The sequence below is a fragment of the Rhizobium sp. C4 genome (assembly GCF_021026315.1).
In the GTDB taxonomy this organism is placed as follows: Bacteria; Pseudomonadota; Alphaproteobacteria; order Rhizobiales; family Rhizobiaceae; genus Ensifer_A.
On sequence record NZ_JAJNCX010000014.1, the window covers coordinates 98,420 to 123,540 of the forward strand.

The following is a 25,121-nucleotide window of genomic DNA, read 5'->3' on the forward strand; positions in this document are numbered from 1 at the left end:
TATCACGCCGCCTTCTGGACGTGATATTCCTTGATCGCCACCATCTTGATCGCCGGCGCACGCTCGGCCTCGTAGCGCAGCGAAAAACCGTCCTGCGCCAGGAAGACCGGATCGCCATCGAGGTCGCGGCAGATATCACCGCGCTTGGTGGTGATGAACTTTTCGAGGTCCAACGGATTGTCGGCGGAAATCCAGCGGCAGACGGAAAAGCGCGACATTTCGAAGGAAACCGGCAGGCCATATTCCTGCTGGAGGCGTTCCTTCAACACGTCGAGCTGCAGTGCGCCGACGACGCCGACGATGGCCGGCGAGCCATCTTCCGGCGAGAAGAGCTGCACGACGCCCTCTTCGGCCATCTGCTGGAGTGCTTCCTTCAGCTTCTTCGCCTTCATCGCGTCTTCAAGACGCACGCGGCGAAGGATTTCCGGCGAGAAGTTCGGCACGCCCTGGAAGACCAGCGCTTCGCCTTCGGTCAGCGTGTCGCCGATGCGAAGCGTCCCGTGGTTGGGAATGCCCACCACGTCGCCGGCATAGGCCGTGTCGGCAAGCTGGCGCTGCGAGGCGAAGAAGAATTGCGGGGCCGTGAGCCCCATCTGCTTGCCGGTGCGGGCCAGACGCGCCTTCATGCCGCGCTCCAGCTTGCCGGAGCAGATGCGGGCAAAGGCGATGCGGTCGCGATGGTTGGGGTCCATGTTGGCCTGGATCTTGAAGACGAAGGCCGTCATCTTGTCTTCGGCCGCATGAACCGTGCGCGTATCGGCCACCTGGTCACGCGGCGGCGGCGCATAGGCGCCGAGCGCGTTGATGAGATCGCGTACACCGTAGTTGCGCAGCGCCGAGCCGAAGAAGACCGGCGTCATATGGCCTTCGAGGAAGCTTGTGCGGTCGAAGGGCCGGCAGGCCTCGCGGGCGAGTTCCAGCTCATCGATGAAGGCGGCGCGCTCGTTTTCCGGCAGGCGGTCTGCAATGGCCTGCGGGCCGTTGACCGACAAAGGCTCGATCTGCGTGTCATTGCCGCGGAAGGTCGAGTCGGCGAGGTTGAACGAGCCGCAGAAGGTCTTCGACCGGCCGACGGGCCAGGTGACGGGTGCGGTGTCGAGCGCCAGCTTTTCTTCCACTTCATCAAGGATTTCAAACGGGTCGCGGCTTTCGCGGTCCATCTTGTTGATGAAGGTGATGATCGGAATGTCGCGCATGCGGCAGACTTCGAAGAGCTTCAGCGTGCGCGGCTCGATACCCTTGGCGGCGTCGATGACCATGACGGCAGCGTCGACGGCGGTCAGCGTGCGATAGGTGTCGTCGGCGAAGTCCTCATGGCCGGGCGTGTCGAGAATATTGAAGACATTGCCTTCATATTCGAAGGTCATCACGGAGGTGACGACCGAGATGCCGCGTTCGCGCTCGATCTTCATCCAGTCGGAACGCGTCTGAATACGGTCCTTCTTCGCCTTGACTTCACCGGCGAGCTGGATGGCGCCGCCGAACAGCAGCAGCTTTTCCGTCAGCGTCGTCTTGCCGGCGTCCGGGTGGGCGATGATTGCGAAGGTGCGGCGGCGCGAAACCGCCTCGGCCAGTGTCTCGGTCATATGACAATCAAATCCTGTGAATTGGCCGCCTTCTACCGGCTTCGGCGGCAAAGTTCAATTGACCCGTCACATCCGGGCGCTAGACACTAGTCATCCATCCTCAAACAGTCAGCGGAGTGCGGCCGATGAACATGCATCCTCATGCCACCCCTGCGCTTGAGCCGGTTCTGGGTCTTGTCCGGCTTTCTCACGCCGATGGCCTCGATCTTCCGTCCTACGAGACGGCAGGGGCCGCCGGCATGGACCTGCGCGCCGCCGTGTCCGAAGACCGGCCGCTGATGCTGATGCCCGGCAAGCGCGCGCTGGTGCCGACCGGCCTCGTCATGGAAATCCCGTGCGGTTACGAAGCACAGATCCGCCCCCGCTCCGGTCTCGCCTTCAAGCACGGCATCACCTGCCTCAACACGCCCGGCACGATCGACAGCGATTATCGCGGCGAAGTGAAGGTCCTGCTGATCAATCTCGGCGAAGATGAATTCCTCATCGAGCGCGGCATGCGGATCGCGCAGATGGTGGTGGCGCCGGTGACGCAGGTGCGGGTGGTCGAGGTCCGGGAAACGTCCGACACCGAGCGCGGCGCGGGCGGGTTTGGCTCGACGGGCGTCTGATCGGAGCCGTTATGGAGACACTTGAGTTCAGGCAAGGATATTTTTCCGAACCGGCCGCTCTCTCTGCCCTGACAGACCTGCTCCGCGACACTTTCGGCATCGACATTTCAGTTCAAAGCAGGCTTGGCGGTCCAGATCCGTCGAGCATGCCTTTTGGCTATTTCGACAGGCAAGGTCGCTGCGTGGCGAATTTTTCTGCCTTTACCATGCCGATGGTGATTGGTGGAAAAGAGGTCAAGCTTGCCGGATACCAGTCAGGGGCCGTGAGGCCTGAATATCGAGGTCGCGGTCTCTATCGACAGCTGATGACAGCCGCCTTTGCGTGGGCCGAAAAGACGAGTCATGCGGCTGGCATTCTTTTGACTGAAAAGCCAGCGCTCTACGAGTCCTACGGGTTTCGAATTGTTCATCAGTTCAGGAGTCTTGGTGCCCCGCAGCCGCCGGCAGGTGCGACCGGCATTGGACGGAAACTCGACATATCCAACACCGATGACGTAAAGCTGATCAGCCAACTTCTTGTTCAGCGACAGCCGGTATCTCAGCAATTCGCAGTCGCTCATCAAAAGGAAATGTTCCTTTTAAACGCATATCTCGATCGTCAAGTGTTGCTGACCTATTTGCCGAAGCATGAGACGGTTGTCGCTTGGAAGCATGGACGCGATGGAGCGTTCATAGTGTTGGACATCGTTGCCAAGGAAATGCCATCGATGACTGATCTGCTGGATGCCGTTGGCTATTCGGGTAACCACATTGAGGTACACTTCCCGACCGACGGACTGGGCTGGCAGGGATCAAAGGCTCCCTGTCGAGCTGAATGTGAACTGATGATGACCGACAAATTTGGTGAAAAGCTACCAGATGGTCTGATGCTGTCTCCGATGGCAGCCTTCTAAAGACATACCTCCAAAAAGCTCGACTTATCGCTGGCTTTCCAGCGCCATCCGCGCGGCAAGCCCGGCCAGAACCGTGCCCATCATCCAGCGCTGGACCTGCGCCCAGAAGGGGCGCTCTTTCAGAAACAGCGCCACCGAGCCGGCGGAAACGGCGATCATGGCATTGACGGAAACGCTGATCGCGATCTGCGCCAGTCCGAGAACGATCGATTGCGTCAGCACGTGGCCCTTTGCCGGGTCGATGAACTGCGGCAGAAGCGAAAGATAAAGAACCGCGACTTTCGGGTTCAGGAGACTGGTGAGAAACCCCATCAGGAAGAGGCGACGCGGTCTGTCGACCGGCAGATTGCGCGTTTCGAAGATCGGCCGCGCACCGGGTTTCAGGGCATTCCAGGCAAGCCAGGCGAGATAGGCGGCGCCGGCAAAGCGCAGCGCATCATAGGCAATCGGAACGGCAAAAAGGATCGCCGTGATGCCAAAGGCTGCGGCGAGCAGGTAGACGACGAAACCGCAGGCGACCCCGCACAGCGAAACCAGCCCTGCCTTCGGTCCCTGGCTCAGCGATCGCGAAATCAGATAGAGCATGTTCGGCCCCGGCGTCAGCACCATGCCGAGGGCAACGAGGGCGAAGGCGGCAAGCAGCGTCGTTGAGGGCATGGAAGGCTCCGGTGAATGTGGCGCCGACCATAGATGTCCTCCCCGTGCCGGCAACATCGGAATTGCCATGGGGACAAGATTTCGGAGTGGTCGATGATGGAGTGCTGAGCACCACCACAACTTCCCAATTGCCTTGGCCGGCATCGTGAGGCATGAAATGCGCAGGAGACCGCCCATGACAGCCGCCAATCTTCTCACCTATGCCTTCGCGCTATTCGTTGCCGCCATCATTCCGGGTCCGGGGATCACGGCGATTGTGGCGCGCGCGCTCGGCTCCGGTTTCAGGCCGACCTTCTTCATGGGACTCGGGCTCATTCTGGGCGATGTCGCCTATCTGACCGCCGTGGTTCTCGGCCTTGCCTATGTGGCGCAGACCTTCACCACCGCCTTCATGGTCCTGAAATTCGCTGGCGCGCTTTATCTCGGCTATATCGCCTGGAAGCTCTGGACGGCGGGGCTCTTGGGCCAGAAGATCGAGGCGAAGCGGGCAGGGAGCCTTGGCGCCTCCTTTCTCTCCGGCCTTCTGGTGACGCTCGGCAATCCGAAGACCATGCTGTTCTATGTGGCGCTGGTGCCGACGCTGATCCCGCTCGCCGAAATCGGCAAGCAGGATTATGCGGCACTCGTCGTCGTGACCGCTGTCGTGCTGCTGATCGTGCTCGTTCCCTATATCCTGCTGGCCGCCAAGGCGCGCGAGCTGCTGAAGGAGCCTTCGGCGCTCAAGCTGCTCAACCGCACGGCGGGCGGCATTCTGGCGGGGACCGCCGTTTATATCGCAGCGCGCGCTGCATAATTCACGCGGCTGAGAAAAATGGCCGAAAAGCCTATTATCATATTGATTTAAAGCAATTTTTCGTCGTTCCGAGCAAGGCGCCCTTGCGAAATTTGCTCCAGATCCCCTCCGATTTAGCAGAATTTTCTCTCCCGGCGCCCCTGCCGGATCAATCGGTTCTGGCGAGGGCTTCTCATTGTGCCTATCCTGTGGGCCAAGACGTTCAATCAGGGAGAAACATCATGGCTGACAAGAAGCCGGGACGCGGCCGCGTCTACAATTCGATCATCGAAACGATCGGCGACACGCCCATCGTTCGCCTCGACAAGCTGGCGAAGGACAAGGGCGTCAAGGCGAACCTTCTCGCCAAGCTCGAATTCTTCAACCCGATCGCCTCCGTCAAGGACCGTATCGGCGTCGCCATGATCGAAAGCCTGGAAGCGCAGGGCAAGATCACGCCCGGCAAGACGGTTCTCGTCGAGCCAACCTCCGGCAACACCGGCATTGCGCTCGCCTTCGCGGCCGCCGCCAAGGGGTACAAGCTGATCCTGACCATGCCGGAAACGATGTCCGTCGAGCGCCGCAAGATGCTGGCGTTGCTGGGCGCCGAACTCGTGCTGACCGAAGGTCCGAAGGGCATGAAGGGCGCGATCGCCAAGGCCGAGGAACTGGCCGCCACGCTTCCCGACGCGATCATCCCGCAGCAGTTTGAAAACCCCGCCAACCCGGAAATCCACCGCAAGACGACGGCAGAGGAAATCTGGAACGACACCGATGGCGGCGTCGACATCTTCGTCTCCGGCATCGGCACCGGCGGCACCATCACCGGCACGGGCCAGGTGCTCAAGGCCAAGAAGCCGTCTGTAAAGGTGATCGCGGTCGAGCCGGCCGACAGCCCGGTTCTCTCAGGCGGCGCGCCCGGTCCGCACAAGATTCAGGGCATTGGCGCCGGCTTTGCCCCGAAGGTGCTCGACACCTCGGTCTACGATGAAATCGTCACCGTCTCCAATGACGAGGCCTTCGAGACCGCCCGTCTCGTGGCCCGTCTGGAAGGCGTGCCGGTCGGCATTTCGTCGGGCGCTGCACTCACTGCAGCCATCAAGGTCGGTAGCCGCGAGGAAAATGCCGGCAAGACGATCGTCGTGATCATCCCGTCCTTCGCAGAGCGCTATCTGTCGACCGCGCTCTTCGACGGCCTCGCCTGAGGCCTAGCCCGGAACTGCGGGAACTTCCCGCCTCAGATCGGGCTCATCGTGAATGAAAGTGACATTGAGGCTTGCCGGGAGCTCTTCCGGCAGCCCTTTTTCTTTTGCGATCAGGTCGGCGATGGCCGTTTCGCTCTCGCTATCGAGATGGACGCCGGCCTTGGTGACGAGTTCGCGAAACAGCGCGAGCCCCTGCGGCGGCAGCACCATGCGGAAATTCGTGGCGATGTTGGAAAAGAAGGTGTGGTCGCTGACCCAGCCGCCGGCGCTGACGACCGCATCGTTGATCTCCGCCGTGACCTGATGGCGGTTGGCGTGGGTGACGCCTGTCAGCATGATGATCCGAGGGCGCATCGCGTCTCCAATCCCTATCCGCTGTCTTGATGGTTGAAGCTCCCGACAGCGCCGGGAACTTCCTATGCGATCTGCGGACGATCGTCCTTGATCTCAGGCAACCCAGCCGAGGCCGAGCATGCCGAAAAGCGCGATGCCGAGGATGATGCGGTAGATCGCAAACGCCGTGAAGCGGTTCGAGCGTATATAGCCGAGCAGCCACTTGACCGAGACGAAGGCGGTGATCATCGAGACGATGAAGGCGATGCCGAGCAGCGTCCAGTTTTCCGGCGGCGCATTTTCGAGCTTTGCCGCCTTCAGCGACTTCAGGATTTCATAGCCGCTCGCCGCATACATGGTCGGAATGCCGACTAGGAAGGCGAATTCGGTCGCCGCCGCACGATTGCCGGTGCCGAAGAGCATGGCGGCGAAGATCGTGGCGCCCGAGCGCGAGGTGCCGGGGAAGATGCCGGCGACGATCTGCGCCAGACCGACGATGATGGCGACCGGCCAGGTGATCTTAGCGCTTTCCGGACGGCGCGCAGCGATCTGCTCGGCAACAATCATCCAGATGCCGCCGATGATCAGCGCCCAGGCAATCGGCACAACGCTTTCCGGCAGCTTGAAGCCGAGCTTGGTGGCGACGAGGCCGAGAATGGCGGTGATGAGGAAGGCGGCGATCAGCTTCAGCAGATAGTCGCGGTTCTTCGGATCGTTGAAGCCCAGAAGCAGGGAGAGAATGCGCTGCCAGTAGAGGAAGGTGACTGCAAGGATCGCGCCGGCCTGGATGACGATGTTGAACATGTCGGATCGTGCGCCGAGCCACTGTTCGGCGATCAGCAGGTGGCCGGTCGAGGAGATCGGCAGAAACTCCGTGATCCCTTCGATGAGCCCTAGAAGAATTGCATTGATATAGTCCATCGATGTCTCCGTGGGACCATGATTGCAGTGGAACAGCCGCCGGCGGGGATGATCGGGAGAGGCAGGGGTCCTGGCCTGAGAGGCGGCACAGGCAAGCTGCCGGCCGGATCATTCAGAGCGGACTGTCATGAAATGACCTCTTTATGAGATTTGAAGATGCTAAAGGACGGCGAATCGCGGAATTGGCAAAAGCTATAGCTTTTCTTAAACCCTGGGCGCTAGGATTTTGTAAACGAATGCGCGCAGGCCCCCCAGGGAGCGCCCAAACCGGACCGAAACGGGATCAATGCCAGTACTTTACCATCACACCATGTCGTCCGCCTCGCGGTTCATCCGCCTGGTCCTCGGGGAATATGGTCTGCCCGTCGAACTGACGGAAGAACAGCCCTGGGAGATGCGCAAGGATTTCATCAAGCTCAATCCGGCGGGAACCCTGCCGGTGCTGTTGGACGACAACATGCGCGCCTTGTGCGGGGCCATGGTGATCTCGGAGTTTCTCGACGAGACGTCGGGCATCCTCAAGCGCGACAAGCGGCTGCTTGCCGAAGACCCGTTCCAGCGCGCCGAGATCCGTCGGCTGACGGAGTGGTTTCTGGTGAAGATGGAAGCCGATGTGACGAAGCCGCTGGTGCGCGAGCGTATCTTCAAGCTGCAGATGCCGCCGACGCTCGGCGGTGGTGCGCCGGACTCGAAAATCCTGCGCATGGCGCGCGGCAATATCCGCCAGCACATGAAATATATCTCATGGCTCGCGAGCTCCCGGACGTATCTCGCCGGAAGCCGCCTGAGCTATGCGGATCTCGCCGCCGCTGCGGCGCTGTCGGAACTCGACTATCTCGGCGAAATCACCTGGGCGGAAGCCCCGCAGGCGCGTGACTGGTATCAGCGCATCAAGTCGCGCCCCTCGTTCCGGCCGCTTCTGACCGAGCGCGTGCGCGGCGTTACCCCCGTCTCGCACTATGCCGATCTCGATTTCTGATCTCGCCCGGCTTGCCCGGAACGGCTAGAGTCCGGTCATGGCCGAGGGAAACGACAAGCTGAAAGCGTTCATCAGGGCCGAGGCGATGCGTCTCGGCTTTTCAGCTATGCGCATCACGCCCGCCGAGGCCTCCGAACGGCTGGCCGATGACCTCTCCGGCTTCGTCAGCGCCGGCTTTCACGGCAGCATGGACTGGATGGCGGAGACGGCCGAGCGTCGCACGGACCCGAAAACGCTCTGGCCGGAGGCCAGAAGCGTCGTCGTTCTCGCGATGAACTACGGCCCGGAGGGCGATCCGCTCGCGGCAACGCGGATGCCAGATCGCGGCAATATCTCCGTCTATGCCCGCAACCGCGACTATCACGACATCATCAAGGGCAAGCTCAAGGAGCTGGCCGGCAAGATTGCCAGCCGTGCGGGCGCGGATGTGAAGGTCTTTGTCGATACAGCACCAGTGATGGAAAAGCCGCTCGCCATGCAGGCGGGCCTCGGCTGGCAGGGCAAGCACACCAATCTCGTCAGCCGCGAACTCGGCTCCTGGTTCTTCCTCGGCTCGATCTTCACGACTGCGGAGATTGCCCCCGATGCACCGGAGACGGATCATTGCGGTTCCTGCCGCGCCTGTCTCGATGCCTGCCCGACACAGGCCTTTCCGGCGCCCGGCCGGATCGACGCGCGGCGCTGCATCTCCTATCTCACCATCGAGCACAAGGGCATGATCGCGCCTGAGTTCCGCCATGCGATGGGAAACCGCATCTATGGCTGCGACGATTGTCTGGCCGCCTGCCCATGGAACAAGTTTGCGCAGTCGGCAAGCGAGATGAAGCTCCAGGCGCGGGCCGATCTGCAGGCGCCGAAGCTCGATTTCCTCCTGACGCTCGACGATGCCGCCTTCCGCAGCCTCTTCACCGGCTCGCCGATCAAGCGGATCGGCCGCAACCGCTTCATCCGCAATTGCCTGATTGCTGCGGGAAATTCACGGGACGCGAGCCTTGCCGGCCTCTGTCGGCTCCTGCTGGGCGATAATGATGCCGCTGTCCGCGCCACGGCGCTCTGGGCCTTGGCGGAGATTCAAGGCGTGGAGGCAGCCCGTCGGGCCCTTCCCAACAGCGAATGCGATCCTATAGTGCTCGGCGAATTGGAATCGCTGGGACAAAAAGATGACATTGACGATCTTCGGCTGCGGCTATTCGGGCAAGGCGATCGCTGAGGCCTGTGGCGATCTCTTGGGCCCCGTTGCGGGAACGACGCGTTCGCCGGAAAAGGCAGCGCGCCTGAAATCGGTTGGCATTGACGCTTATATATATGGTGGCGGCGAACCGGATGCGGCGCTTGCCGCCCGGCTTCTGCAAACCACCCATCTCGTCCAGTCCATCGCGCCGGGGGCGGAGAGCGATCCGCTGCTGCAACTGGGTGCCGCACGGCTTTCCGCGCTCATGCCGAAGCTCGAATGGGTCGGGTATCTCTCGACCGTCGGCGTCTATGGCGATCATGACGGCGCCTGGGTGGATGAGGAGACGCCGTGCAGGCCCGTCTCCCGCCGCTCGGTCGAGCGCGTCGAGGCGGAGGAGGGGTGGCTCGCCTTTTCAAAGAGTGCCGGCCTGCCGGTCGCCATCCTCAGACTGTCTGGAATTTACGGCCCCGGCCGCAACGGCTTCGTCAATCTGGCCGAGGGCACGGCCAAGCGCATCGTCAAGAAGGATCAGGTGTTCAACCGCATCCGTGTCGAGGACATCGGTGCGGCCACCCGTTTTCTGGCGGAGCGGAAACTTGCCGGCATATATAATGTCACGGATGACGAGCCGGCGCCGCCACAGGATGTCGTGACCTACGCGGCCGGCCTGATGGGCGTGGCGCCGCCGCCGGAAACCGACTTCGAAACGGCGGAACTCAGCCCCATGGCGCGCTCGTTCTACGGCGAGAACAAGCGTGTCTCCAACCGCAAGATCCGTGACCTTGGCTTCGTTTTCGCATATCCGGACTACCGGCTCTCGCTCGAAAACCTCTGGAAATGTGGCAATTGGCAGCCACAATCGAGAATGTGAACTACCTTAGCGCGAGATTATGAATTCTTTAACCCTGAATTTATTCCCATTTGCCTTTTTGAGAAAGGAATTCCGGCTTTCTTCGTGAATGAAGCCGGAATTGGAATATTCGTCTCGCACTCTCCAGCTCATGTATAGGAAACATTGAATCTTCTGCGAAAATTCCCACAAGGTATTTGCGCGTCATCATTTCAGGTCGCAATTAGTTTGCGCAAAATATTTCAGTCTGTAACAGTCCGTGAACGGTTGTGGCACTTTTCGGCCATTTTTGACCCGTTGAAGCTCATTCCAGAGAAAAGTTTTCCCAATCTGGAGAGTAACTGAAATGGCATTCCGATTTCGCACTCTGGCCACCGGCCTGTTCATGGGTCTCGGCCTGGTGTCTGCAACCGGAGAGGCATATGCCCGCGGCTGTGGCGGCGCTTCCTGGTACGCGGCGCATTCCAAGACCGCCTCCGGCGAGCGGATGAACCCATCGCGGCTCACGGCAGCGCACCGGTCTCTCGCCTTCGGCACGAAGCTTCGTGTCACCAACATGCGCAACGGCTCCAGCGTCGTCGTTCGCGTCAACGATCGCGGCCCGTTCATTCGCGGCCGGGTTCTCGATCTGTCGAAGGGCGCTGCAAGCTCTCTCAACATGGTCAGCAGCGGCACAGCCAAGGTCTGCTACGAGGTCGTCGCTGAACGCTGAAGCCCGGTCCTGCTTGCTCTCGGCCCGTTTCACCGCTAACGAAGCGCAGAAACGCCCCGATGGGCAATGATGGAGATGGGCAACCATGCGACTTGGCGGACGACTGGCAGGGGCGATCGAGGTTCTTGACGATATCGAGACGAGACGTCGCCCTGTCGCGGACGCGCTGAAGGACTGGGGCCTCTCCCACCGCTTCGCCGGCTCCGGCGACCGCGCCGCCATCGGCAACATCGTCTATGATGCGTTGCGCATGAAACTCTCTCACGCCTGGCTTCTGGACGATGATAGCGCCCTGACGCTTGGCTATGCGGTCATGTTCCGCCAATGGGACTTCACGCCGGAGGCGCTGGCTGCCGAACTTGACGGCGACCGCTTTGCCCCCGCGCCTCTTCCCGAAGAGCGCCTGAAGGCGCTGGCGGAGCGGCAGATCGAAGATGCGCCGCTTCACGTTCAGGGCGACATTCCCGAATGGGCGGTTGCCTCCTTCGAACGCAATTTCGCCGATAACTGGCTCAACGAGGCCAGGGCGCTGACGGCGCGCCCCTCGCTCGACCTTCGCGTCAATACGCTGAAGGCCGATCGCGGCAAGGTCGTTCACGCGCTGGAACGTGCAGGTGCGGAAGCCTGCCGCCTTGCCCCGCAGGGCGTACGCGTCGCGGCCGGCAAGCTGTCCGACCGCCTGCCCAATGTGACGGCCGAGCTTTCCTTCGCCAAGGGCTGGTTCGAGGTGCAGGACGAGGGCTCGCAGCTCGTTGCCGGTCTCGTGATGGCGCAGGAGGGCGAACAGATCCTCGATTATTGCGCCGGCGGCGGCGGCAAGACGCTCGCGCTTTCGGCCATCATGCACAACAAGGGCCAGGTCCATGCCTATGACGCGGACCGCAAGCGTCTTTCTCCCATCATCGAGCGCCTGAAGCGCGCCGGGACGCGCAATGTCCAGGTCCATGACGGTCTGCCGGCGCTGAAACCCTATATCGGCAAGTTCGACCGCGTGCTGATCGACGCGCCCTGCACCGGCACGGGCACCTGGCGGCGCCGTCCCGACACGAAATGGCGACTGACGGAAAAGAACCTCGGCGAGCGCGTGGCGCAGCAGCGCGAGGTGCTGGAGGCGGCAATATCGTATGTCCGCCCAGGCGGGCATCTTGCCTATGTCACCTGCTCGCTGCTGCCGCAGGAAAATCAGGAGCAGGTGCAGGGCTTCCTGTCTGCCCATCCGGAATTCGAACTCCGCTCCTCCCAGCCCGACTTTGCGACACTGACGGGGCAGAGCGCGGTCATGCCGCTCGATGCGAACGGGACCGGCGTGACGCTGTCGCCCGCCACGACCGACACCGACGGCTTCTATTTCTGCATGCTGCAGCGCCGCGCCGGATAGGCTCCGCAGTCTAGAATTGCTCAAAACAAGAGTATTTGACACAAGTTTATTTGTGAGTCATGAAAGCGCCGTATCAACCGAGCTCGTCCAGTCCATGGGCCGGCCCGCGGAAGGAGCTTTCATCATGAGACAATTCATTGCTGGCGCGGTCCTGGTCGCCGCTGCCGCAACCCAACCCTTTGCTGCTCAGGCGGCCTCTGATCCGGCAGCAGTCGTTCAGCATTACCGCGAAATTGCGCATGCCGACTACGAGGACGCGCTGACGGGTGCGAAGGCGCTCGACAAGGCGGTCAACGCATTCCTGGCGGCTCCCTCCGAAGCCGGCCTCAAGGCCGCGCGCGCTGCCTGGATCGCCGCCCGCCCGGCCTACATGCAGACCGAGCACTACCGCTTCGGCAACCCGGTGGTCGACGAGTGGGAAGGCAAGGTCAATGCCTGGCCGCTGGACGAAGGCCTGATCGACTATGTCGACACCGCCTCCTACGGCACCGAGCGCGATGAAAACCCGCTCTATACCGCCAATGTCATCGCCAACAAGACGATCACCATAAACGGCAAGCCGGTCGATGCTTCGCATCTGACACCGGACTTCCTGGCCAATACGCTGCATTCGGCCGGCGGTATCGATGCCAATGTGGCAACCGGATATCATGCTATCGAATTCCTGCTCTGGGGTCAGGATCTGAATGGCACGGGTCCCGGCGCCGGCAACCGTCCCTACACCGACTATGACCTGAAGAATTGCACGCATGGCAATTGCGACCGCCGTGCCGAGTATCTGCGCTCCGCCTCGTCGCTGCTGGTTTCCGACCTTGCCGACATGGTCAAGAATTTCGAGCCGGGCGGCGATGCCGCCAAGGTTCTGACCGAAAACCCGAAGCAGGGCCTCACGGCACTTCTCACGGGCATGGGCTCGCTCTCCTATGGTGAACTCGCCGGCGAGCGCATGAAGCTCGGCCTGCTGCTGCACGATCCGGAAGAGGAGCAGGATTGCTTCTCAGACAACACCTTCAATTCGCACTATTACGACATGGTCGGCATCATGACCGGCTATACGGGCGAATATACCCGCCTCGACGGGAAGAAGATGGCCGGTCCCTCCATCCGCGACCTGCTTCAGGCGAAGGATCCGGCCGTCGCCAAGGAGCTTCAGGGCAAGCTCGATGTCACCATGGCGGCCATGGAAGCGCTGAAGAAGCGCGGCGAGACGGTCGAAGCCTATGACCAGATGATCGCTGAAGGCAACAAGGACGGCAATGCGACCGTTCAGAAGGCGATCGACGGTCTCATCGACCAGACGAAGTCGATCCAGCGCACCGTCACCGCGCTTGGCCTCGACGAGATCAAGGTCGGTTCCTCGAAGAGCCTCGACGACCCCAATTCGGTCTTCAAGTGAGATCGGGAGAGCCGGCCCTTTGCGGGCCGGCTGCATATGCGATGTCGAAAACTGCTTCGTCCAAGGCCGTCCGGCCCCCCCGCCTCCGTCTTTGGACGTCAGCCACGGCTCTCTGCTTCGCAGCGGGGGCCGTCGGTCTTTGTGCGATCGGCATTCCTGGCGCGCGCGCCGCCGAGAGCGGCTATTCCGAGGCCGATGCCGAGCGGGTTCGTGCCGTCACCGCGCCGACTGCGGATTTCAGCCGGCCGGAAGCGCATGAGACGCTCTCGGGCGGCGCCGGCACCTTTGCGGGCAGGTCCGATGCCAAGGCGATGAGCCATCCGGACGCAACGCTGGACGACAAGGGTGTCGAAAACTTCCGGCTCGGCTTTGCCCTTTTCAAGAAGATGTGGGTGCAAGCCCCGTCGTCGACCCAGGCCTCCGATGGGCTCGGGCCGCTCTTCAACGCGCGCTCCTGCCAGAGCTGCCACGTCCGCGACGGCCGCGGACGACCGCCGGAGGGCGGTGCCGGCAGCCAGTCCTTCCTCTTCCGTCTCGCTCGGACCCCGGCCAGCGACACCGAGCGCGCTGCCCTTGCTGCGCACGAACATTTGAACTTTCCCGACCCCATTTATGGCCAGCAATTGCAGGAGCAGGGCGTCACGGGCCTGAAAGGGGAGGGCCGCCCGGTCATCACCTATGGCGAAAAGGCCGTGACGCTGGCCGGTGGCGACACGGTGACGCTCCGCGTGCCCACCTATTCCGTCGTCGATCTCGCCTATGGTCCTCTCGATCCGGCAACGACGCTTTCTCCGCGCATCGCGCAGAGCCTTGCGGGCATGGGCCTGCTGGAGGCCATTCCCGAGGCGCAGATCCTGGCTGGCGCCGATCGGCAGGCGAAATCGAACGACGGCGTTCACGGCAGGCCCAATCACGTTCGAGATCCGAAGACGGACGAGATCCTCATCGGCCGCTTCGGCTGGAAGGCGCAGAACCCGACGGTGCGGGCGCAGGCCGCCGCCGCACTGTCGTCGGATATCGGCATTTCCTCTCCCGATGCGCCGGATCCCTATGGCGACTGCACGCAGGCCGAAGCCGCATGCCGCAAGATGCCGAACGGTGTGCAGAAGCGGTTTGGGGACACCGAGGCGCCCGATCCCGTCCTCGACCTGCTGACCGCCTACACGGCCAATCTCGCGGTGCCGGCGCGGCGCGATGTCGACCAACCGGACGTGCTCGCCGGCAAGGCGCTGTTCCATCAGGCTGGCTGCGCCACCTGCCACACGCCGAAATTCGTCACCGCGCGCAAGACCGCCGAACCACAGCATGCTTTCCAGTTGATCTGGCCCTATAGCGATCTGCTGCTGCACGATATGGGCGCTGATCTGGCCGATGGACAGCAGGTCGGCGATGCGACCGGCCGGGAATGGCGCACGGCGCCGCTCTGGGGTATAGGTCTCGCGCAAACCGTCAACGGTTATCAGGCGTATCTGCATGATGGCCGCGCACGCACGCTGGAAGAGGCAATCCTCTGGCATGGCGGCGAAGGCGAGGGCGCCCGCAACGCCTATGCCGCGATGCAAAGGGCGGACCGGCAGAAGCTATTGAAATTTCTGGGATCACTGTGATGAAAAGACTTGTTGTTCTCCTCGCCGCCGCCGCCTTCAGCGCGGTCGCGCCTGTCGCGAAGGCCGCCTTCGTCAGCGATGCGGAGATCCTGCCCGTCATGCAACGGACGGTCGACGAGGTCATCATTCCCGGCTACAGCAACTTCCGCAATGCCGCCGAGTCCACCGGCTCGGCCATGAACAAGCTGTGCATAGCCAACGATGCATCGTCCTACGAAGGGGCGAAGAAGGCCTTTGCCGGGCTCGTTTCCGCCTGGTCGCGGATCGAGGTCCTGCGCGATGGTCCGGTGCTCGACAACAACATGTTCGAGCGCATTCTCTTCTTCCCCGACCGCAAGGGTCTGGCGCTGAAGCAGATCCAGGCGATGCTGGCGGCCAAGGACGAAAGTGAAATCGCCGGCGCGTCGATGAAATCGAAGAGCGTTGCCGTTCAGGGACTGACGGGGCTTGAATATGTGCTGACCGGCACGGGCGCCGAGGAGCTTTCCGCCGGCAAGGACAATTTCCGCTGCCACGCCGGCCGCGCGATTGCCTCCAACATCGCGCTTCTTGCCGGCGAACTGTCGGATGCCTGGAACGCGCCGGACGGCATTGCCGACAAGTGGCGCAAGCCCGGTCCCGACAATCCGGTCTTCCGCAATGGCGAGGAGGCGCTGATTGCGCTTCTCGGCACGCTGGTGCGCGGGCTCGAAACGACGAATGAAAAGCGCCTGATGATCTTTTCCACCGGCGAAGGTGGCGCAAATCCGAAAAAGGCGCTCTACTGGCGCTCGGGCCTGACGCTGAAGTCGGTCGAGGACAATCTCAAGGGCCTGCAGGCCTTCTGGGACAAGAGCGGCATGCAATACATCATCCGCGGAGAAGGCTCGGCCATCACTACCAACATCAATTTCGAGTTTCACACGGCAGGTTCGACGGCCGCAAAGCTCGACAAGCCGGTCGACAGGATCCTTGGCGACGAAAGGGAACATTCGCGGCTGGAATTTCTCATCATGACCGTGGCCGATCTTCAGGCGCGGCTGAACAATGACTATGGCCGGGCCATGGGTCTTGCCGCCGGCTTCACCTTTTCCGACGGAGACTGAGATGCGCAGTCCGCTCATCAGCAGACGCGGTTTCCTGCGCGCAGCCGGCAGCACCTTCGTTGCCGGACTTGCGCCGGGCCAGCTTTTCGCGCTGGAGCGGACGGATGCCGTCTTTGCCTCCGCCTTTATGGACTCAACGGGACATTACGGTCTGGCGACATTGGCCGAGGATGGCTCGATCATCGATCGCTCGCCGCTGCCCAACCGGGCGCATGGACTGGCCTTTGATCCGAATTTCAACCGCGTCGTGGCCTTCGCCCGCCGGCCCGGCACCTTTGCGGCGATCTTCGACCTGAACGGAAGCTCGGCGCCCATCGTGATCGTCTCGCCCGAGGGCAGGCATTTCTACGGCCACGGCACGTTTTCCCGCGACGGACGGCTGCTCTATGCCAGCGAGAACGATTTCGACAATGCGCGCGGCGTGATCGGCATCTATGACGCGACCGACGAATTTGCCCGCATCGGCGAATATCCGACCTATGGCGTCGGTCCGCACGATCTCTCCATCAGCCTTGACGGCAATGTGCTGATCGCCGCCAATGGTGGCATCGAGACGCATCCCGACTTTGGCCGCACGAAGCTCAACCTCGACCGGATGGAGCCGTCGCTGGTCCTCATCGACGCCGCCTCCGGCACGATGATCGAAAAGCACGAGCTGCCGCCCGATTTCAAGCAGCTTTCTACCCGCCACATCGCGCTCTCGGGCAATCACGAGGTCTGGTTTGCCTGCCAGTATGAAGGCGCGCATGACGACCTGCCGCCGCTGATCGGTCGCTTCCGCCATGGCGAACCGCTTGAATTCATCTACCTGCCCGAAAAGACGGCGCGCAATCTGGCCAATTATGTCGGCGCCATTGCCGTCAATCGCAACGAGGGCCTTGTTGCCGTGACATCGCCCCGCGGCGGAACCTATGTCTTGCTCGACGCGATCTCGGGCACGGTGGTTCAGGAGGTCCAGCTTGCCGGAGCCTCGGGTATCGCCGCCGGTCTCCACGGTTTCGGCTTCTCGACGGAAGGCGGCCTCTTCAATGGCCGCCAGTCACCCGTCAACTGGGACCAGCACGTCGTCCGGATCGGCTGATCTTGCCTCTGTCATCTTGACGTGGCACCGTCCGGCCAATTTCAACAGGCGGCATATCCATGGATTTCGAACTCAAGACCGTTGCGGGCAAGCACATCCTCTACGTGATGGCGGTGGATGCCGAATACGGAACTCATCTGCGCGCCCATATCTCGCCCCTGATGACCGGCGTCGGTCCTGTCGAGGCTGCCGTGGTGCTGACGGCAGCACTCGCCCGGCTGGAGGCCACGGGCCACAAGCCGGACCTGATCGTCTCCCTCGGCTCGGCGGGCTCGGCGACGCTCGAACAGACGGAAGTCTATCAGGCGACATCCGTCAGCTATCGCGACATGGATGCCTCGGCCGTCGGTTTTGAAAAGGGCGTGACGCCGTTTCTCGGCCTGCCGAAGGAACTGCCGCTGCCGCTTGTTGTGCCGGGCATCCCGCAGGCCCGCCTTTCCACCGGTGGCAACATGGTGTCGGGCCCGGCCTATGACACCGTCGATGCCGACATGGTCGAGATGGAAACCTATGCCGAATGGCGCGCCGCCCAGCATTTCGGCATTCCGCTGATCGGCCTTCGTGGCATTTCCGATGGCAAGGAAGAACTCAAACATGTCGGCGACTGGACGGAATATCTCCATGTCATCGACGAAAAACTCGCAAAAGCCGTGCGCGCCATCGAAGAGGCCTTGGACAACGGCAGCCTGATGCTGTAAGGGCGGGTTTTGGAGCCCCTGCCCGGTGGCATCGCCCTCCGGGCCTTCTAACAAAGGCTGTTCATGTCACACGACGCCCATTCTGATTCCATCCTCATCATCGACTTCGGCAGCCAGGTCACGCAGCTGATTGCACGGCGCATTCGCGAGACGGGCGTCTACTGCGAAATCTGGCCTTACCAGAAGGCAGGCGAGGGCTTTCAGAAGCTTCATCCCAAGGGCGTGATCTTCTCGGGCGGCCCCGATTCCGTCACCCGCGAGGGCAGCCCGCGCGCGCCGCAGGAAGTCTTCGATGCCGGCATCCCGATCATGGCCATCTGCTATGGCCAGCAGACGATGGCCGTGCAGCTCGGTGGCGTCGTTGAAGGCGGCCATGCCGCCGAATTCGGCCGCGCCGATGTGAAGATCCTCAAGAACTCGCCGCTCTTTGACGGCCTCTGGGAAGTCGGTGGCGAATATCCGGTGTGGATGAGCCATGGCGACCGCGTCACGCAGGCCCCGGAAGGCTTCGAGATCATCGGCGTTTCCGAAAACGCTCCCTTCGCCATCTGCGTCAACGAGGCGAAGCGCTACTACACGACCATGTTCCACCCGGAAGTGGTGCATACGCCCGACGGCGGCAAGCTGCTGGCCAATTTCGTGCACAAGATCGTCGGTCTGCAGGCCGACTGGACGATGTCGGCCTATCGCGCCGAGATGGTGCAGAAGATCCGCGACCAGGTTGGTTCCGGCCGCGTGCTCTGCGCGCTTTCCGGCGGCGTCGACTCATCCGTTGCGGCTGTGCTCATCCATGAGGCGATCGGCGACCAGCTGACTTGCGTCTATGTCGACCACGGCCTGATGCGCCTTGGCGAAAGCGAGCAGGTCGTCGGCATGTTCCGCGACCATTTCAACATCCCGCTGATCCATGTCGATGCCTCTGATCTCTTCATCGGCCAGCTGGAAGGCGAAGCCGACCCGGAAACCAAGCGCAAGACCATCGGCCGCCTCTTCATCGAAGTCTTCGAAGAGCAGGCGAAGAAGATCGCCAGCGACGGCAAGGGCGCGCCGGAATTCCTGGCACAGGGCACGCTCTATCCGGACGTGATCGAAAGCGTCTCCTTCTCGGGCGGCCCGTCCGTCACGATCAAGAGCCACCACAATGTCGGCGGCCTGCCGGAACGCATGAACATGAAGCTGGTCGAGCCGCTGCGCGAACTCTTCAAGGACGAGGTTCGCGCTCTTGGCCGCGAACTCGGCCTGCCGGAAAGCTTCATCGGCCGCCATCCCTTCCCGGGCCCGGGCCTTGCCATCCGGCTTCCCGGCGGCGTGACGCGCGAAAAGCTCGACATCCTGCGCAAGGCGGATGCCATCTATATCGAGGAAATCCGCAAGGCCGGTCTCTATGACAAGATCTGGCAGGCCTTCTCGGTCCTGCTCCCCGTCCAGACCGTCGGCGTCATGGGCGATGGCCGCACCTATGACCGCGTTCTGGCACTGCGCGCCGTCACCTCGGTCGACGGCATGACCGCCGACTTCTTCCCCTACGACATGGCCTTCCTGGGCCGCACCGCCACCCGCATCATCAACGAGGTCAAGGGCGTCAACCGCGTCGTCTACGACGTCACGTCGAAGCCGCCGGGCACGATCGAGTGGGAATGAAAAAGGCCGCTTGCGATACTTCGCGAGCGACCTTCCCAACATGCGATCAAGATGAGTTCGATCTGCACGACGCCGGCCTCTTCGGAAGCCGGCGTCGTTGTTTTATCTCTCAGCCCCGCAGCTCCTTGCGCAGGATCTTGCCGACATTCGACTTCGGCAGGCTGTCGCGGAATTCGATGTAGCGGGGGCGCTTGTAGTTGGTCAGTCCCTGGGCGCAATGCGCCTTCACGTCGGCCTCGGTGAGGTTCGGGTCCTTCTTCACGATGAAGAGCTTGACCGTCTCGCCGGAATGCGGATCGGGTACGCCGATGGCCGCGCATTCCAGCACGCCGGGAAGCGTGACGACGAATTCCTCGATCTCGTTCGGATAGACGTTGAAGCCGGAGACGAGGATCATGTCCTTCTTGCGGTCGACGATCTTCACATAGCCGTCCGGCTGCATCACGCCGATGTCGCCCGAACGGAAGAAGCCGTCGGGTGTCATCACCTTGGCGGTCTCTTCCGGACGGTTCCAGTAGCCCGCCATGACCTGCGGGCCGCGGATGCAGATTTCGCCGGCCTCGCCGATCGGAAGGCTGTTGCCGTCGTCGTCGCGGATGTCGATGTCGGTCGAGGGGACCGGCAGGCCGATCGTGCCGGTATATTCGGTGCCGTCGGCGCGGTTGGTCGTGGCAACAGGCGAGGTTTCCGACAGGCCATAGCCTTCCGCAATGAAGCAGCCCGTGACCTTCTGCCAAAGGTCGGCGACCGGCCGCTGCACGGCCATGCCGCCGCCGAGCGTCAGCATGAGGCTCGAGAAGTCGAGCTTCTTGAAGTCTTCGTTGTTGGCAAGCGCGTTGAACAGCGTGTTGAGGCCCGGCAGGACGTTGAACCGGTAGCGGCTGATTTCCTTGACGAAGCCCGGAATGTCGCGCGGATTGGCGATGAGGATGTTGAGGCCGCCCTGTTCCAGCGCCATGAACATGTTCACCGTCAGCGCGAAGATGTGATAGAGCGGCAGCGCGCAGACATAGATCAGCTGCTCCGGAAACGCCTTGCGGGTTTCCGCAGGCTTCATCCACATGACGTTCTGCGTGACGTTGGCGAGCAGGTTCGCGTGCAGCAGCGTCGCGCCCTTGGACACGCCCGTCGTGCCGCCCGTATACTGCAGGAAGGCGATGTCGCCGGCGGAGATGTCGACCGGCGAAAGCGTCTTTCCGGACGCGATGACCGACTTGAACGGAATGTGGCCGGGTATCGACCAGTCCGGAACCAGCTTCTTTACCTTGCGGACGACGAAATTGACGATATGGCCCTTCAGGCCCATCAGGTCGCCCATCGAGGCGACGACCACCTTCTTCACCTGCGTGCGGGCAACGACGGCGGAGACCGTAGTGGCGAAGTTCTCAAGCACGAAGATGGCGTTGGCGCCGGAATCGTTGAGCTGGTGTTCCAGTTCGCGCGGCGTGTAGAGCGGGTTGACGTTGACGACGACCATGCCGGCACGAAGAATGCCGCTGACGACCACCGGATATTGCAGGATGTTCGGCATCATGATGGCGACGCGGTCGCCCTTCTTCAGCCCTTGCGCCTGCAGCCAGCCGGCAACCTTGGCCGAGAGCTTTTCCAGTTCGCCGAAGGTCAGCGTCTTGCCCATGCCGTCATAGGCGACGCGGTTGGCATAGCGGCGGCAGTTCTGCTCGATCATGTCGGCGAGAGAACGGTAGGGCGAGGGGGCAATCGTCGGAGGCATGCCCGGCGGATAGGATTTCAGCCAGGGCCGGGACATTTCCGAACCGTCAGCATTGGTTGCAGCCTGTGTCATATCAACTCCCATATGGCTTGCCTCGCCGTGTCGGACGAGGCGTTTCCTCCCGCCTTAGAGCTAAAATAGACGTTGCTGACATCCATTCAAGCCTTCTCTCAGTTATATAACCTTGACGTAAACGTCAATTGGATTCAGCCGCCACGCGCGCGGCGATCGTCGCGCGGGCGCAGCAGGCTCAGATGCGGGCGGGCAGAACCCGGTCCGGCGGCCGGTGGCCGTCGCAGAAGGTGCGGATATTGATGATCACCTTGTCGCCCATGTCGATGCGGCCTTCCAGCGTCGCCGAGCCCATGTGGGGCAGAAGCACCACCTTGCCCTGTTCGGCGAGCTTCAGGAGCTTGGGATTGACGCTCGGCTCCTTCTCGAACACGTCGAGCCCGGCGCCGGCAATCTTGCCCGACCGGATGCTCTTGATCAGCGCGTCCTCGTCGATCACGTCGCCGCGCGCCGTGTTGACGATGAAGCTCGTCGGCTGCATCAGCTCGATGCGCCGCGCCGACATGAGATGGAAGGTCGCGGGCGTCGAGGGGCAGTTGACGGAAACGATGTCGACGCGGGCCAGCATCTGGTCGAGACTGTCCCAATAGGTCGCGTTCAGCTCCTCTTCCGTCTGCGGGCTGACACGCTTGCGGTTGTGGTAGTGGATCGACAGGCCAAAGGCCTTGGCGCGCCGGGCGACGGCCGTGCCGATGCGGCCCATGCCGATAATGCCGATGCGCTTGCCGAAGATGCGCCGCCCGAGCATCCAGGTCGGCGACCAGCCGGCCCATTCGCCGTGATTGTCGGTGAGCACGCGGGCGCCCTCCGTCAGCCGGCGCGGCACGGCCAGAATCAGCGCCATGGTCATGTCGGCCGTGTCTTCGGTCAGCGCGTTCGGCGTATTGGTCACCGTGATGCCCTTGCGGGCAGCCGCCTCTACATCGATGTTGTCGACGCCATTTGAGAAACTGGCAATCAGCTTCAGCTGTGGCCCTGCCTGCTCGATCAGCGCCGCATCGATCCGGTCCGTCACCGTCGGCACCAGAACGTCGGCGCTCTTGACGGCGGCAACGAGTTCCGGCTGCGTGCGCGGACGATCATCGAGATTGAGTTCGGCGTCGAAAAGCTCGCGCATGCGCGTCTCGATCGCCTCGGGCAGCTTGCGCGTGATGTAGACCTTGGGCTTTTTTCTTGTTGTCATCGGCTTTCATCGCCTTGTTCAGAGGTCTTTAACCAAGTTATCGCAACCTTCAGGGCGGAGCGCGGCTGCGCCGCAGTCCGGACCGTTGGTGTCGTCCCGATTTTTATCAGACCCGTCAGCGAAGACAAACCTTTCTCGCACCCGAAGGTGACGATGGGCGTCTTCGCACAGGTCTTTCGGTCACACCCTTGTCAAATGTCAGAACACAGGCAATTCAGCGCAATGGCTTTCAATCGCGTTTCCCGGCAGATCTTCGCAACGATCCTCGTTCTTGCCGCTGGACTGACCGTCGTCAAGGCCGCTGACGCCAATGCCCAGACGGCCTCCAAGACCGCAACCGGCCTGCCATTGCCGCGTTTTGCCAGCCTCAAGGCCAGCCGCGTCAACATGCGCGTCGGTCCGGGCACGGAATATGCCGCCTCCTGGCTCTACACGCGCCCCGGCCTGCCGGTCGAAATCATTGCGGAATTTGAAAACTGGCGCCGCATTCGCGATGCCGAGGGCACGGAAGGCTGGGTCTACCACTCCATGCTGTCCGGCCAGCGCACGGCAGTCGCCGCCCCGTGGATGAGGGAAAAGGGCGACAACATCTATGTCAACCTCCGCCGCTCCGCCCTCAAGGATGCCAATGTCGTCGCCAAGCTGCAGCCGGGCGTTCTGGTCAAGCTCAAGGAATGCACCGGCGACTGGTGCGAGGCCGAGGTTGATGGAACCGAAGGCTGGCTCCATCAGGGCGAGGTCTGGGGCGCCTATCCGGGCGAAGCCTTCAAATAAGACCGAGCTTGCGGGCCTCTTCCTTCAGCGAGATGCGCGGGCGCGGCCCGATCTGCTGGATGACGATGCCGGCGGCAAGGCTGCCGAGCGCGCCGCAGGTGGCCAGATCCCGGCCCGTCGTGTAGCCGAAGAGGAAGCCGGACGCATAGAGATCGCCCGCACCCGTCGTGTCGACCACCGTGTCGACCGGAATGGCCGGAACATAGACCCGCTCGCCATCCTTGATGATGACGGAGCCTTCCTCGCTCATCGTCACGGCCGCAAGCTTGCAGTCGCGCGCAATGGCGGTCAGCGCCGCGTCAAAGTCTTCCGTCTCGTAGAGCGCCAGCGCCTCGGCGCGGTTGGCAAACACGATATCGACCGTGCCGGAGCGCATGAGATCGAGGAATTCATCGCGATAGCGCCCGACGCAGAAACTGTCTGACAGCGTCATCGACACTTCGCGGCCGTTTTCATGCGCAATGCGGGCGCATTCGCGGATCGCATCCTTGGCGCGCGGCGGATCCCAGAGATAGCCTTCGAAATAGGTGACCTTCGCCTGCGCCACCACGTCGGCGGCGACGTCTTCCGGGCCGAGCTCGACGCAGGCGCCGAGATAGGTGTTCATCGAGCGCTCGCCATCGGGCGTCACGAAGATCATCGAGCGCGCGGTCGGCTGCGCGCCCTCAAGCGGCTTCGTCTGGAAATGCACGCCCTGTGCACGGATATCATGGGCAAAGATGTCGCCGAGCTGGTCATGCGCGACCTTGCCGAAATAGGCCGCCTTGCCGCCGAGATTGGCCACGCCCGCAGCCGTGTTGCCGGCGCTGCCGCCCGAGGCCTCGAGCGCCGGTCCCATCTTCCCGTAGAGAAGCTGTGCACGTTCGGCGTCAACGAGGTTCATTGCCCCTTTCACGATCCCGTTTTCTTCGATGAAGCTTTCCGGGCAGGAGGAAATGATGTCGACAATCGCATTGCCGACCGTCAGCACGTCAAACGTGGTCATGGGATGCCTTTGTTGAAATGAGGGTGGAAAATGTCATAAGCATTTTTCGCCGATTGGGAAGCCTCCCAATTGCCGAGGCGTTGAAATACCGACCGATTCGAAAGGCTGTCCCCATGACCGCTAAGCCGCGCGTGACGATCCTCTACTGCACCCAGTGCAACTGGCTGCTGCGCGCCGGCTGGATGGCGCAGGAACTGCTCTCCACCTTCGGCCAGGATCTGGGCGAGGTCGCGCTCATCCCCGGCACCGGCGGCAATTTCGAGATTCGCGTCAACGACGAGCTCGTCTGGGAGCGCAAGCGTGACGGCGGTTTCCCGGGTCCGAAGGAGCTCAAGCAGCGCATTCGCGACGTCATCGACCCCGACCGTGACCTCGGCCACACAGACCGTGCTTCGGCGGATCGGGATGACGCCTGAACACGAAATCGCACTTTGTCGCACTTTCTTCAAAAACGCTGTTGACAGACAAAGCCTGCCAAACTACATCGCACTCCGTCGCCCAGATGGCGGAATTGGTAGACGCGCCAGCTTCAGGTGCTGGTACTCGCAAGGGTGTGGAGGTTCGAGTCCTCTTCTGGGCACCAATTCCCGTTTCACGATTGATGAAACAGCCCAAAAAGCCCGGTTTTCCGGGCTTTTTTGTTGTCTTACATTTGGGTCGTTCAAAATGGGAACTTGCTTGTCTTATGATTTTCTGGCTTCTTCGTGAGATAAAGAAGCGCCGGAGAGGACGGCCATCCTTCTCCGGCGATGGGGGATGGATCGTGAAATGCGAGGCCGCCATTCTTGCGAATGCCGGG

General features: G+C 62.1%; 24 protein-coding genes and 1 tRNA gene. 18 read left to right on the top strand and 7 right to left on the bottom strand.

Annotated elements, in window-relative coordinates:
- Positions 1–2 precede the first annotated feature (2 nt).
- Positions 3–1,586: a peptide chain release factor 3 gene (locus tag LQK84_RS20815; RefSeq protein ID WP_230830648.1), complete on the bottom strand. Its 1,584-nt coding sequence runs from the start codon at positions 1,584–1,586 to the stop codon at positions 3–5.
- A 125-nt stretch (positions 1,587–1,711) separates the two neighbouring features.
- Between LQK84_RS20815 and dut the strand changes: the two genes are divergently transcribed.
- Together dut and LQK84_RS20825 are read left to right on the top strand one after the other, a co-directional pair.
- The gene (gene dut / locus LQK84_RS20820; protein ID WP_230830649.1) at positions 1,712–2,194 is read left to right on the top strand and encodes a dUTP diphosphatase; all 483 of its coding nucleotides are present in this window, start codon (positions 1,712–1,714) and stop codon (positions 2,192–2,194) included.
- A gap of 11 nt (positions 2,195–2,205) precedes the next feature.
- Positions 2,206–3,087 (top strand): GNAT family N-acetyltransferase, encoded by an 882-nt coding sequence (locus LQK84_RS20825; RefSeq protein ID WP_230830650.1) that lies wholly within the window; start codon positions 2,206–2,208, stop codon positions 3,085–3,087.
- A gap of 24 nt (positions 3,088–3,111) precedes the next feature.
- Here LQK84_RS20825 and LQK84_RS20830 read toward each other — a convergent pair whose 3' ends face one another.
- Positions 3,112–3,744 (bottom strand): LysE family translocator, encoded by a 633-nt coding sequence (locus LQK84_RS20830; RefSeq protein WP_230830651.1) that lies wholly within the window; start codon positions 3,742–3,744, stop codon positions 3,112–3,114.
- 175 nt (positions 3,745–3,919) lie between these two features.
- Here LQK84_RS20830 and LQK84_RS20835 point away from each other — a divergent pair, with 175 nt between their 5' ends.
- Together LQK84_RS20835 and cysK are read left to right on the top strand one after the other, a co-directional pair.
- Positions 3,920–4,537, top strand: coding sequence for a LysE family translocator (locus tag LQK84_RS20835; RefSeq protein WP_230830652.1), 618 nt, complete (start codon positions 3,920–3,922; stop codon positions 4,535–4,537).
- Between the two features lie 221 nt (positions 4,538–4,758).
- The gene (gene cysK / locus LQK84_RS20840; protein ID WP_230830653.1) at positions 4,759–5,721 is read left to right on the top strand and encodes a cysteine synthase A; all 963 of its coding nucleotides are present in this window, start codon (positions 4,759–4,761) and stop codon (positions 5,719–5,721) included.
- A gap of 3 nt (positions 5,722–5,724) precedes the next feature.
- Here the strand turns inward: cysK and LQK84_RS20845 are convergent, their stop codons facing one another.
- Complete coding sequence (locus LQK84_RS20845) at positions 5,725–6,075, bottom strand: hypothetical protein (protein WP_230830654.1); 351 nt, start codon at positions 6,073–6,075, stop codon at positions 5,725–5,727.
- A gap of 93 nt (positions 6,076–6,168) precedes the next feature.
- Positions 6,169–6,975 carry an undecaprenyl-diphosphate phosphatase gene (locus LQK84_RS20850; protein ID WP_230830655.1) on the bottom strand — a complete coding sequence of 269 codons (807 nt, stop codon included), beginning with the start codon at positions 6,973–6,975 and terminating at the stop codon, positions 6,169–6,171.
- A gap of 286 nt (positions 6,976–7,261) precedes the next feature.
- On the opposite strand from LQK84_RS20850, the gene LQK84_RS20855 reads away from it, so the two are divergent.
- The 11 genes from LQK84_RS20855 to guaA all read left to right on the top strand — a co-directional run bounded on the left by LQK84_RS20855 (position 7,262) and on the right by guaA (position 19,576).
- The gene (locus LQK84_RS20855; protein ID WP_230830656.1) at positions 7,262–7,954 is read left to right on the top strand and encodes a glutathione S-transferase family protein; all 693 of its coding nucleotides are present in this window, start codon (positions 7,262–7,264) and stop codon (positions 7,952–7,954) included.
- Positions 7,955–7,991: 37 nt separating this feature from the next.
- Positions 7,992–9,164, top strand: a complete 1,173-nt coding sequence (queG, locus tag LQK84_RS20860) for a tRNA epoxyqueuosine(34) reductase QueG (protein ID WP_230830657.1) — start codon at positions 7,992–7,994, stop codon at positions 9,162–9,164.
- On the top strand, positions 9,115–9,999 hold the full coding sequence (locus tag LQK84_RS20865; RefSeq protein WP_230830658.1) for an SDR family oxidoreductase: 885 nt from the start codon (positions 9,115–9,117) through the stop codon (positions 9,997–9,999). Before queG ends, LQK84_RS20865 begins: the two co-directional genes overlap by 50 nt.
- A 364-nt stretch (positions 10,000–10,363) precedes the next feature.
- The gene (locus tag LQK84_RS20870; protein WP_230830674.1) at positions 10,364–10,690 is read left to right on the top strand and encodes a septal ring lytic transglycosylase RlpA family protein; all 327 of its coding nucleotides are present in this window, start codon (positions 10,364–10,366) and stop codon (positions 10,688–10,690) included.
- A gap of 85 nt (positions 10,691–10,775) precedes the next feature.
- Positions 10,776–12,068, top strand: a complete 1,293-nt coding sequence (locus tag LQK84_RS20875; protein ID WP_230830659.1) for an RsmB/NOP family class I SAM-dependent RNA methyltransferase — start codon at positions 10,776–10,778, stop codon at positions 12,066–12,068.
- Between the two features lie 124 nt (positions 12,069–12,192).
- Positions 12,193–13,464 carry an imelysin family protein gene (locus tag LQK84_RS20880; protein ID WP_230830660.1) on the top strand — a complete coding sequence of 424 codons (1,272 nt, stop codon included), beginning with the start codon at positions 12,193–12,195 and terminating at the stop codon, positions 13,462–13,464.
- Between the two features lie 41 nt (positions 13,465–13,505).
- Positions 13,506–15,071, top strand: a complete 1,566-nt coding sequence (locus LQK84_RS20885; RefSeq protein ID WP_230830661.1) for a di-heme oxidoreductase family protein — start codon at positions 13,506–13,508, stop codon at positions 15,069–15,071.
- Positions 15,071–16,156, top strand: a complete 1,086-nt coding sequence (locus LQK84_RS20890; RefSeq protein WP_230830662.1) for an imelysin family protein — start codon at positions 15,071–15,073, stop codon at positions 16,154–16,156. The genes LQK84_RS20885 and LQK84_RS20890 overlap by 1 nt, the downstream gene beginning before the upstream one ends.
- Position 16,157: 1 nt before the next feature.
- The gene (locus LQK84_RS20895; protein WP_230830663.1) at positions 16,158–17,237 is read left to right on the top strand and encodes a DUF1513 domain-containing protein; all 1,080 of its coding nucleotides are present in this window, start codon (positions 16,158–16,160) and stop codon (positions 17,235–17,237) included.
- A 59-nt stretch (positions 17,238–17,296) separates the two neighbouring features.
- Positions 17,297–17,935 (top strand): 5'-methylthioadenosine/S-adenosylhomocysteine nucleosidase, encoded by a 639-nt coding sequence (locus tag LQK84_RS20900; RefSeq protein ID WP_230830664.1) that lies wholly within the window; start codon positions 17,297–17,299, stop codon positions 17,933–17,935.
- Positions 17,936–17,998: 63 nt separating this feature from the next.
- Complete coding sequence (guaA, locus tag LQK84_RS20905) at positions 17,999–19,576, top strand: glutamine-hydrolyzing GMP synthase (protein WP_230830665.1); 1,578 nt, start codon at positions 17,999–18,001, stop codon at positions 19,574–19,576.
- Positions 19,577–19,685: 109 nt separating this feature from the next.
- Here guaA and LQK84_RS20910 read toward each other — a convergent pair whose 3' ends face one another.
- Both LQK84_RS20910 and LQK84_RS20915 read right to left on the bottom strand, forming a co-directional pair.
- Complete coding sequence (locus LQK84_RS20910) at positions 19,686–21,380, bottom strand: long-chain-fatty-acid--CoA ligase (protein WP_230830666.1); 1,695 nt, start codon at positions 21,378–21,380, stop codon at positions 19,686–19,688.
- Positions 21,381–21,558: 178 nt separating this feature from the next.
- On the bottom strand, positions 21,559–22,563 hold the full coding sequence (locus tag LQK84_RS20915) for a 2-hydroxyacid dehydrogenase (RefSeq protein WP_230830667.1): 1,005 nt from the start codon (positions 22,561–22,563) through the stop codon (positions 21,559–21,561).
- Between the two features lie 222 nt (positions 22,564–22,785).
- On the opposite strand from LQK84_RS20915, the gene LQK84_RS20920 reads away from it, so the two are divergent.
- Positions 22,786–23,337 carry an SH3 domain-containing protein gene (locus tag LQK84_RS20920; protein ID WP_230830668.1) on the top strand — a complete coding sequence of 184 codons (552 nt, stop codon included), beginning with the start codon at positions 22,786–22,788 and terminating at the stop codon, positions 23,335–23,337.
- Here the strand turns inward: LQK84_RS20920 and LQK84_RS20925 are convergent.
- Positions 23,330–24,322 carry an adenosine kinase gene (locus LQK84_RS20925; protein WP_230830669.1) on the bottom strand — a complete coding sequence of 331 codons (993 nt, stop codon included), beginning with the start codon at positions 24,320–24,322 and terminating at the stop codon, positions 23,330–23,332. The two genes, LQK84_RS20920 and LQK84_RS20925, sit on opposite strands and share 8 nt — an antisense overlap.
- Positions 24,323–24,435: 113 nt before the next feature.
- On the opposite strand from LQK84_RS20925, the gene LQK84_RS20930 reads away from it, so the two are divergent.
- Both LQK84_RS20930 and LQK84_RS20935 read left to right on the top strand, forming a co-directional pair.
- A complete protein-coding gene (locus LQK84_RS20930; protein WP_230830670.1) occupies positions 24,436–24,738 on the top strand; it encodes a SelT/SelW/SelH family protein in 303 nt (100 codons plus the stop codon).
- 80 nt (positions 24,739–24,818) lie between these two features.
- A tRNA-Leu gene (locus tag LQK84_RS20935) sits at positions 24,819–24,905 on the top strand.
- The last annotated feature ends 216 nt before the right edge of the window (positions 24,906–25,121 follow it).

What these genes read in the sequence shown, in the direction of transcription:
- LQK84_RS20815 (WP_230830648.1), bottom strand. Translation starts at nt 1,586, where the DNA reads ATGACCGAGACACTGGCCGAGGCGGTTTCGCGCCGCCGCACCTTCGCA.
- dut (WP_230830649.1), top strand. Translation starts at nt 1,712, where the DNA reads ATGAACATGCATCCTCATGCCACCCCTGCGCTTGAGCCGGTTCTGGGT.
- LQK84_RS20825 (WP_230830650.1), top strand. Translation starts at nt 2,206, where the DNA reads ATGGAGACACTTGAGTTCAGGCAAGGATATTTTTCCGAACCGGCCGCT.
- LQK84_RS20830 (WP_230830651.1), bottom strand. Translation starts at nt 3,744, where the DNA reads ATGCCCTCAACGACGCTGCTTGCCGCCTTCGCCCTCGTTGCCCTCGGC.
- LQK84_RS20835 (WP_230830652.1), top strand. Translation starts at nt 3,920, where the DNA reads ATGACAGCCGCCAATCTTCTCACCTATGCCTTCGCGCTATTCGTTGCC.
- cysK (WP_230830653.1), top strand. Translation starts at nt 4,759, where the DNA reads ATGGCTGACAAGAAGCCGGGACGCGGCCGCGTCTACAATTCGATCATC.
- LQK84_RS20845 (WP_230830654.1), bottom strand. Translation starts at nt 6,075, where the DNA reads ATGCGCCCTCGGATCATCATGCTGACAGGCGTCACCCACGCCAACCGC.
- LQK84_RS20850 (WP_230830655.1), bottom strand. Translation starts at nt 6,975, where the DNA reads ATGGACTATATCAATGCAATTCTTCTAGGGCTCATCGAAGGGATCACG.
- LQK84_RS20855 (WP_230830656.1), top strand. Translation starts at nt 7,262, where the DNA reads ATGCCAGTACTTTACCATCACACCATGTCGTCCGCCTCGCGGTTCATC.
- queG (WP_230830657.1), top strand. Translation starts at nt 7,992, where the DNA reads ATGGCCGAGGGAAACGACAAGCTGAAAGCGTTCATCAGGGCCGAGGCG.
- LQK84_RS20865 (WP_230830658.1), top strand. Translation starts at nt 9,115, where the DNA reads ATGACATTGACGATCTTCGGCTGCGGCTATTCGGGCAAGGCGATCGCT.
- LQK84_RS20870 (WP_230830674.1), top strand. Translation starts at nt 10,364, where the DNA reads ATGGGTCTCGGCCTGGTGTCTGCAACCGGAGAGGCATATGCCCGCGGC.
- LQK84_RS20875 (WP_230830659.1), top strand. Translation starts at nt 10,776, where the DNA reads ATGCGACTTGGCGGACGACTGGCAGGGGCGATCGAGGTTCTTGACGAT.
- LQK84_RS20880 (WP_230830660.1), top strand. Translation starts at nt 12,193, where the DNA reads ATGAGACAATTCATTGCTGGCGCGGTCCTGGTCGCCGCTGCCGCAACC.
- LQK84_RS20885 (WP_230830661.1), top strand. Translation starts at nt 13,506, where the DNA reads ATGTCGAAAACTGCTTCGTCCAAGGCCGTCCGGCCCCCCCGCCTCCGT.
- LQK84_RS20890 (WP_230830662.1), top strand. Translation starts at nt 15,071, where the DNA reads ATGAAAAGACTTGTTGTTCTCCTCGCCGCCGCCGCCTTCAGCGCGGTC.
- LQK84_RS20895 (WP_230830663.1), top strand. Translation starts at nt 16,158, where the DNA reads ATGCGCAGTCCGCTCATCAGCAGACGCGGTTTCCTGCGCGCAGCCGGC.
- LQK84_RS20900 (WP_230830664.1), top strand. Translation starts at nt 17,297, where the DNA reads ATGGATTTCGAACTCAAGACCGTTGCGGGCAAGCACATCCTCTACGTG.
- guaA (WP_230830665.1), top strand. Translation starts at nt 17,999, where the DNA reads ATGTCACACGACGCCCATTCTGATTCCATCCTCATCATCGACTTCGGC.
- LQK84_RS20910 (WP_230830666.1), bottom strand. Translation starts at nt 21,380, where the DNA reads ATGACACAGGCTGCAACCAATGCTGACGGTTCGGAAATGTCCCGGCCC.
- LQK84_RS20915 (WP_230830667.1), bottom strand. Translation starts at nt 22,563, where the DNA reads ATGACAACAAGAAAAAAGCCCAAGGTCTACATCACGCGCAAGCTGCCC.
- LQK84_RS20920 (WP_230830668.1), top strand. Translation starts at nt 22,786, where the DNA reads ATGGCTTTCAATCGCGTTTCCCGGCAGATCTTCGCAACGATCCTCGTT.
- LQK84_RS20925 (WP_230830669.1), bottom strand. Translation starts at nt 24,322, where the DNA reads ATGACCACGTTTGACGTGCTGACGGTCGGCAATGCGATTGTCGACATC.
- LQK84_RS20930 (WP_230830670.1), top strand. Translation starts at nt 24,436, where the DNA reads ATGACCGCTAAGCCGCGCGTGACGATCCTCTACTGCACCCAGTGCAAC.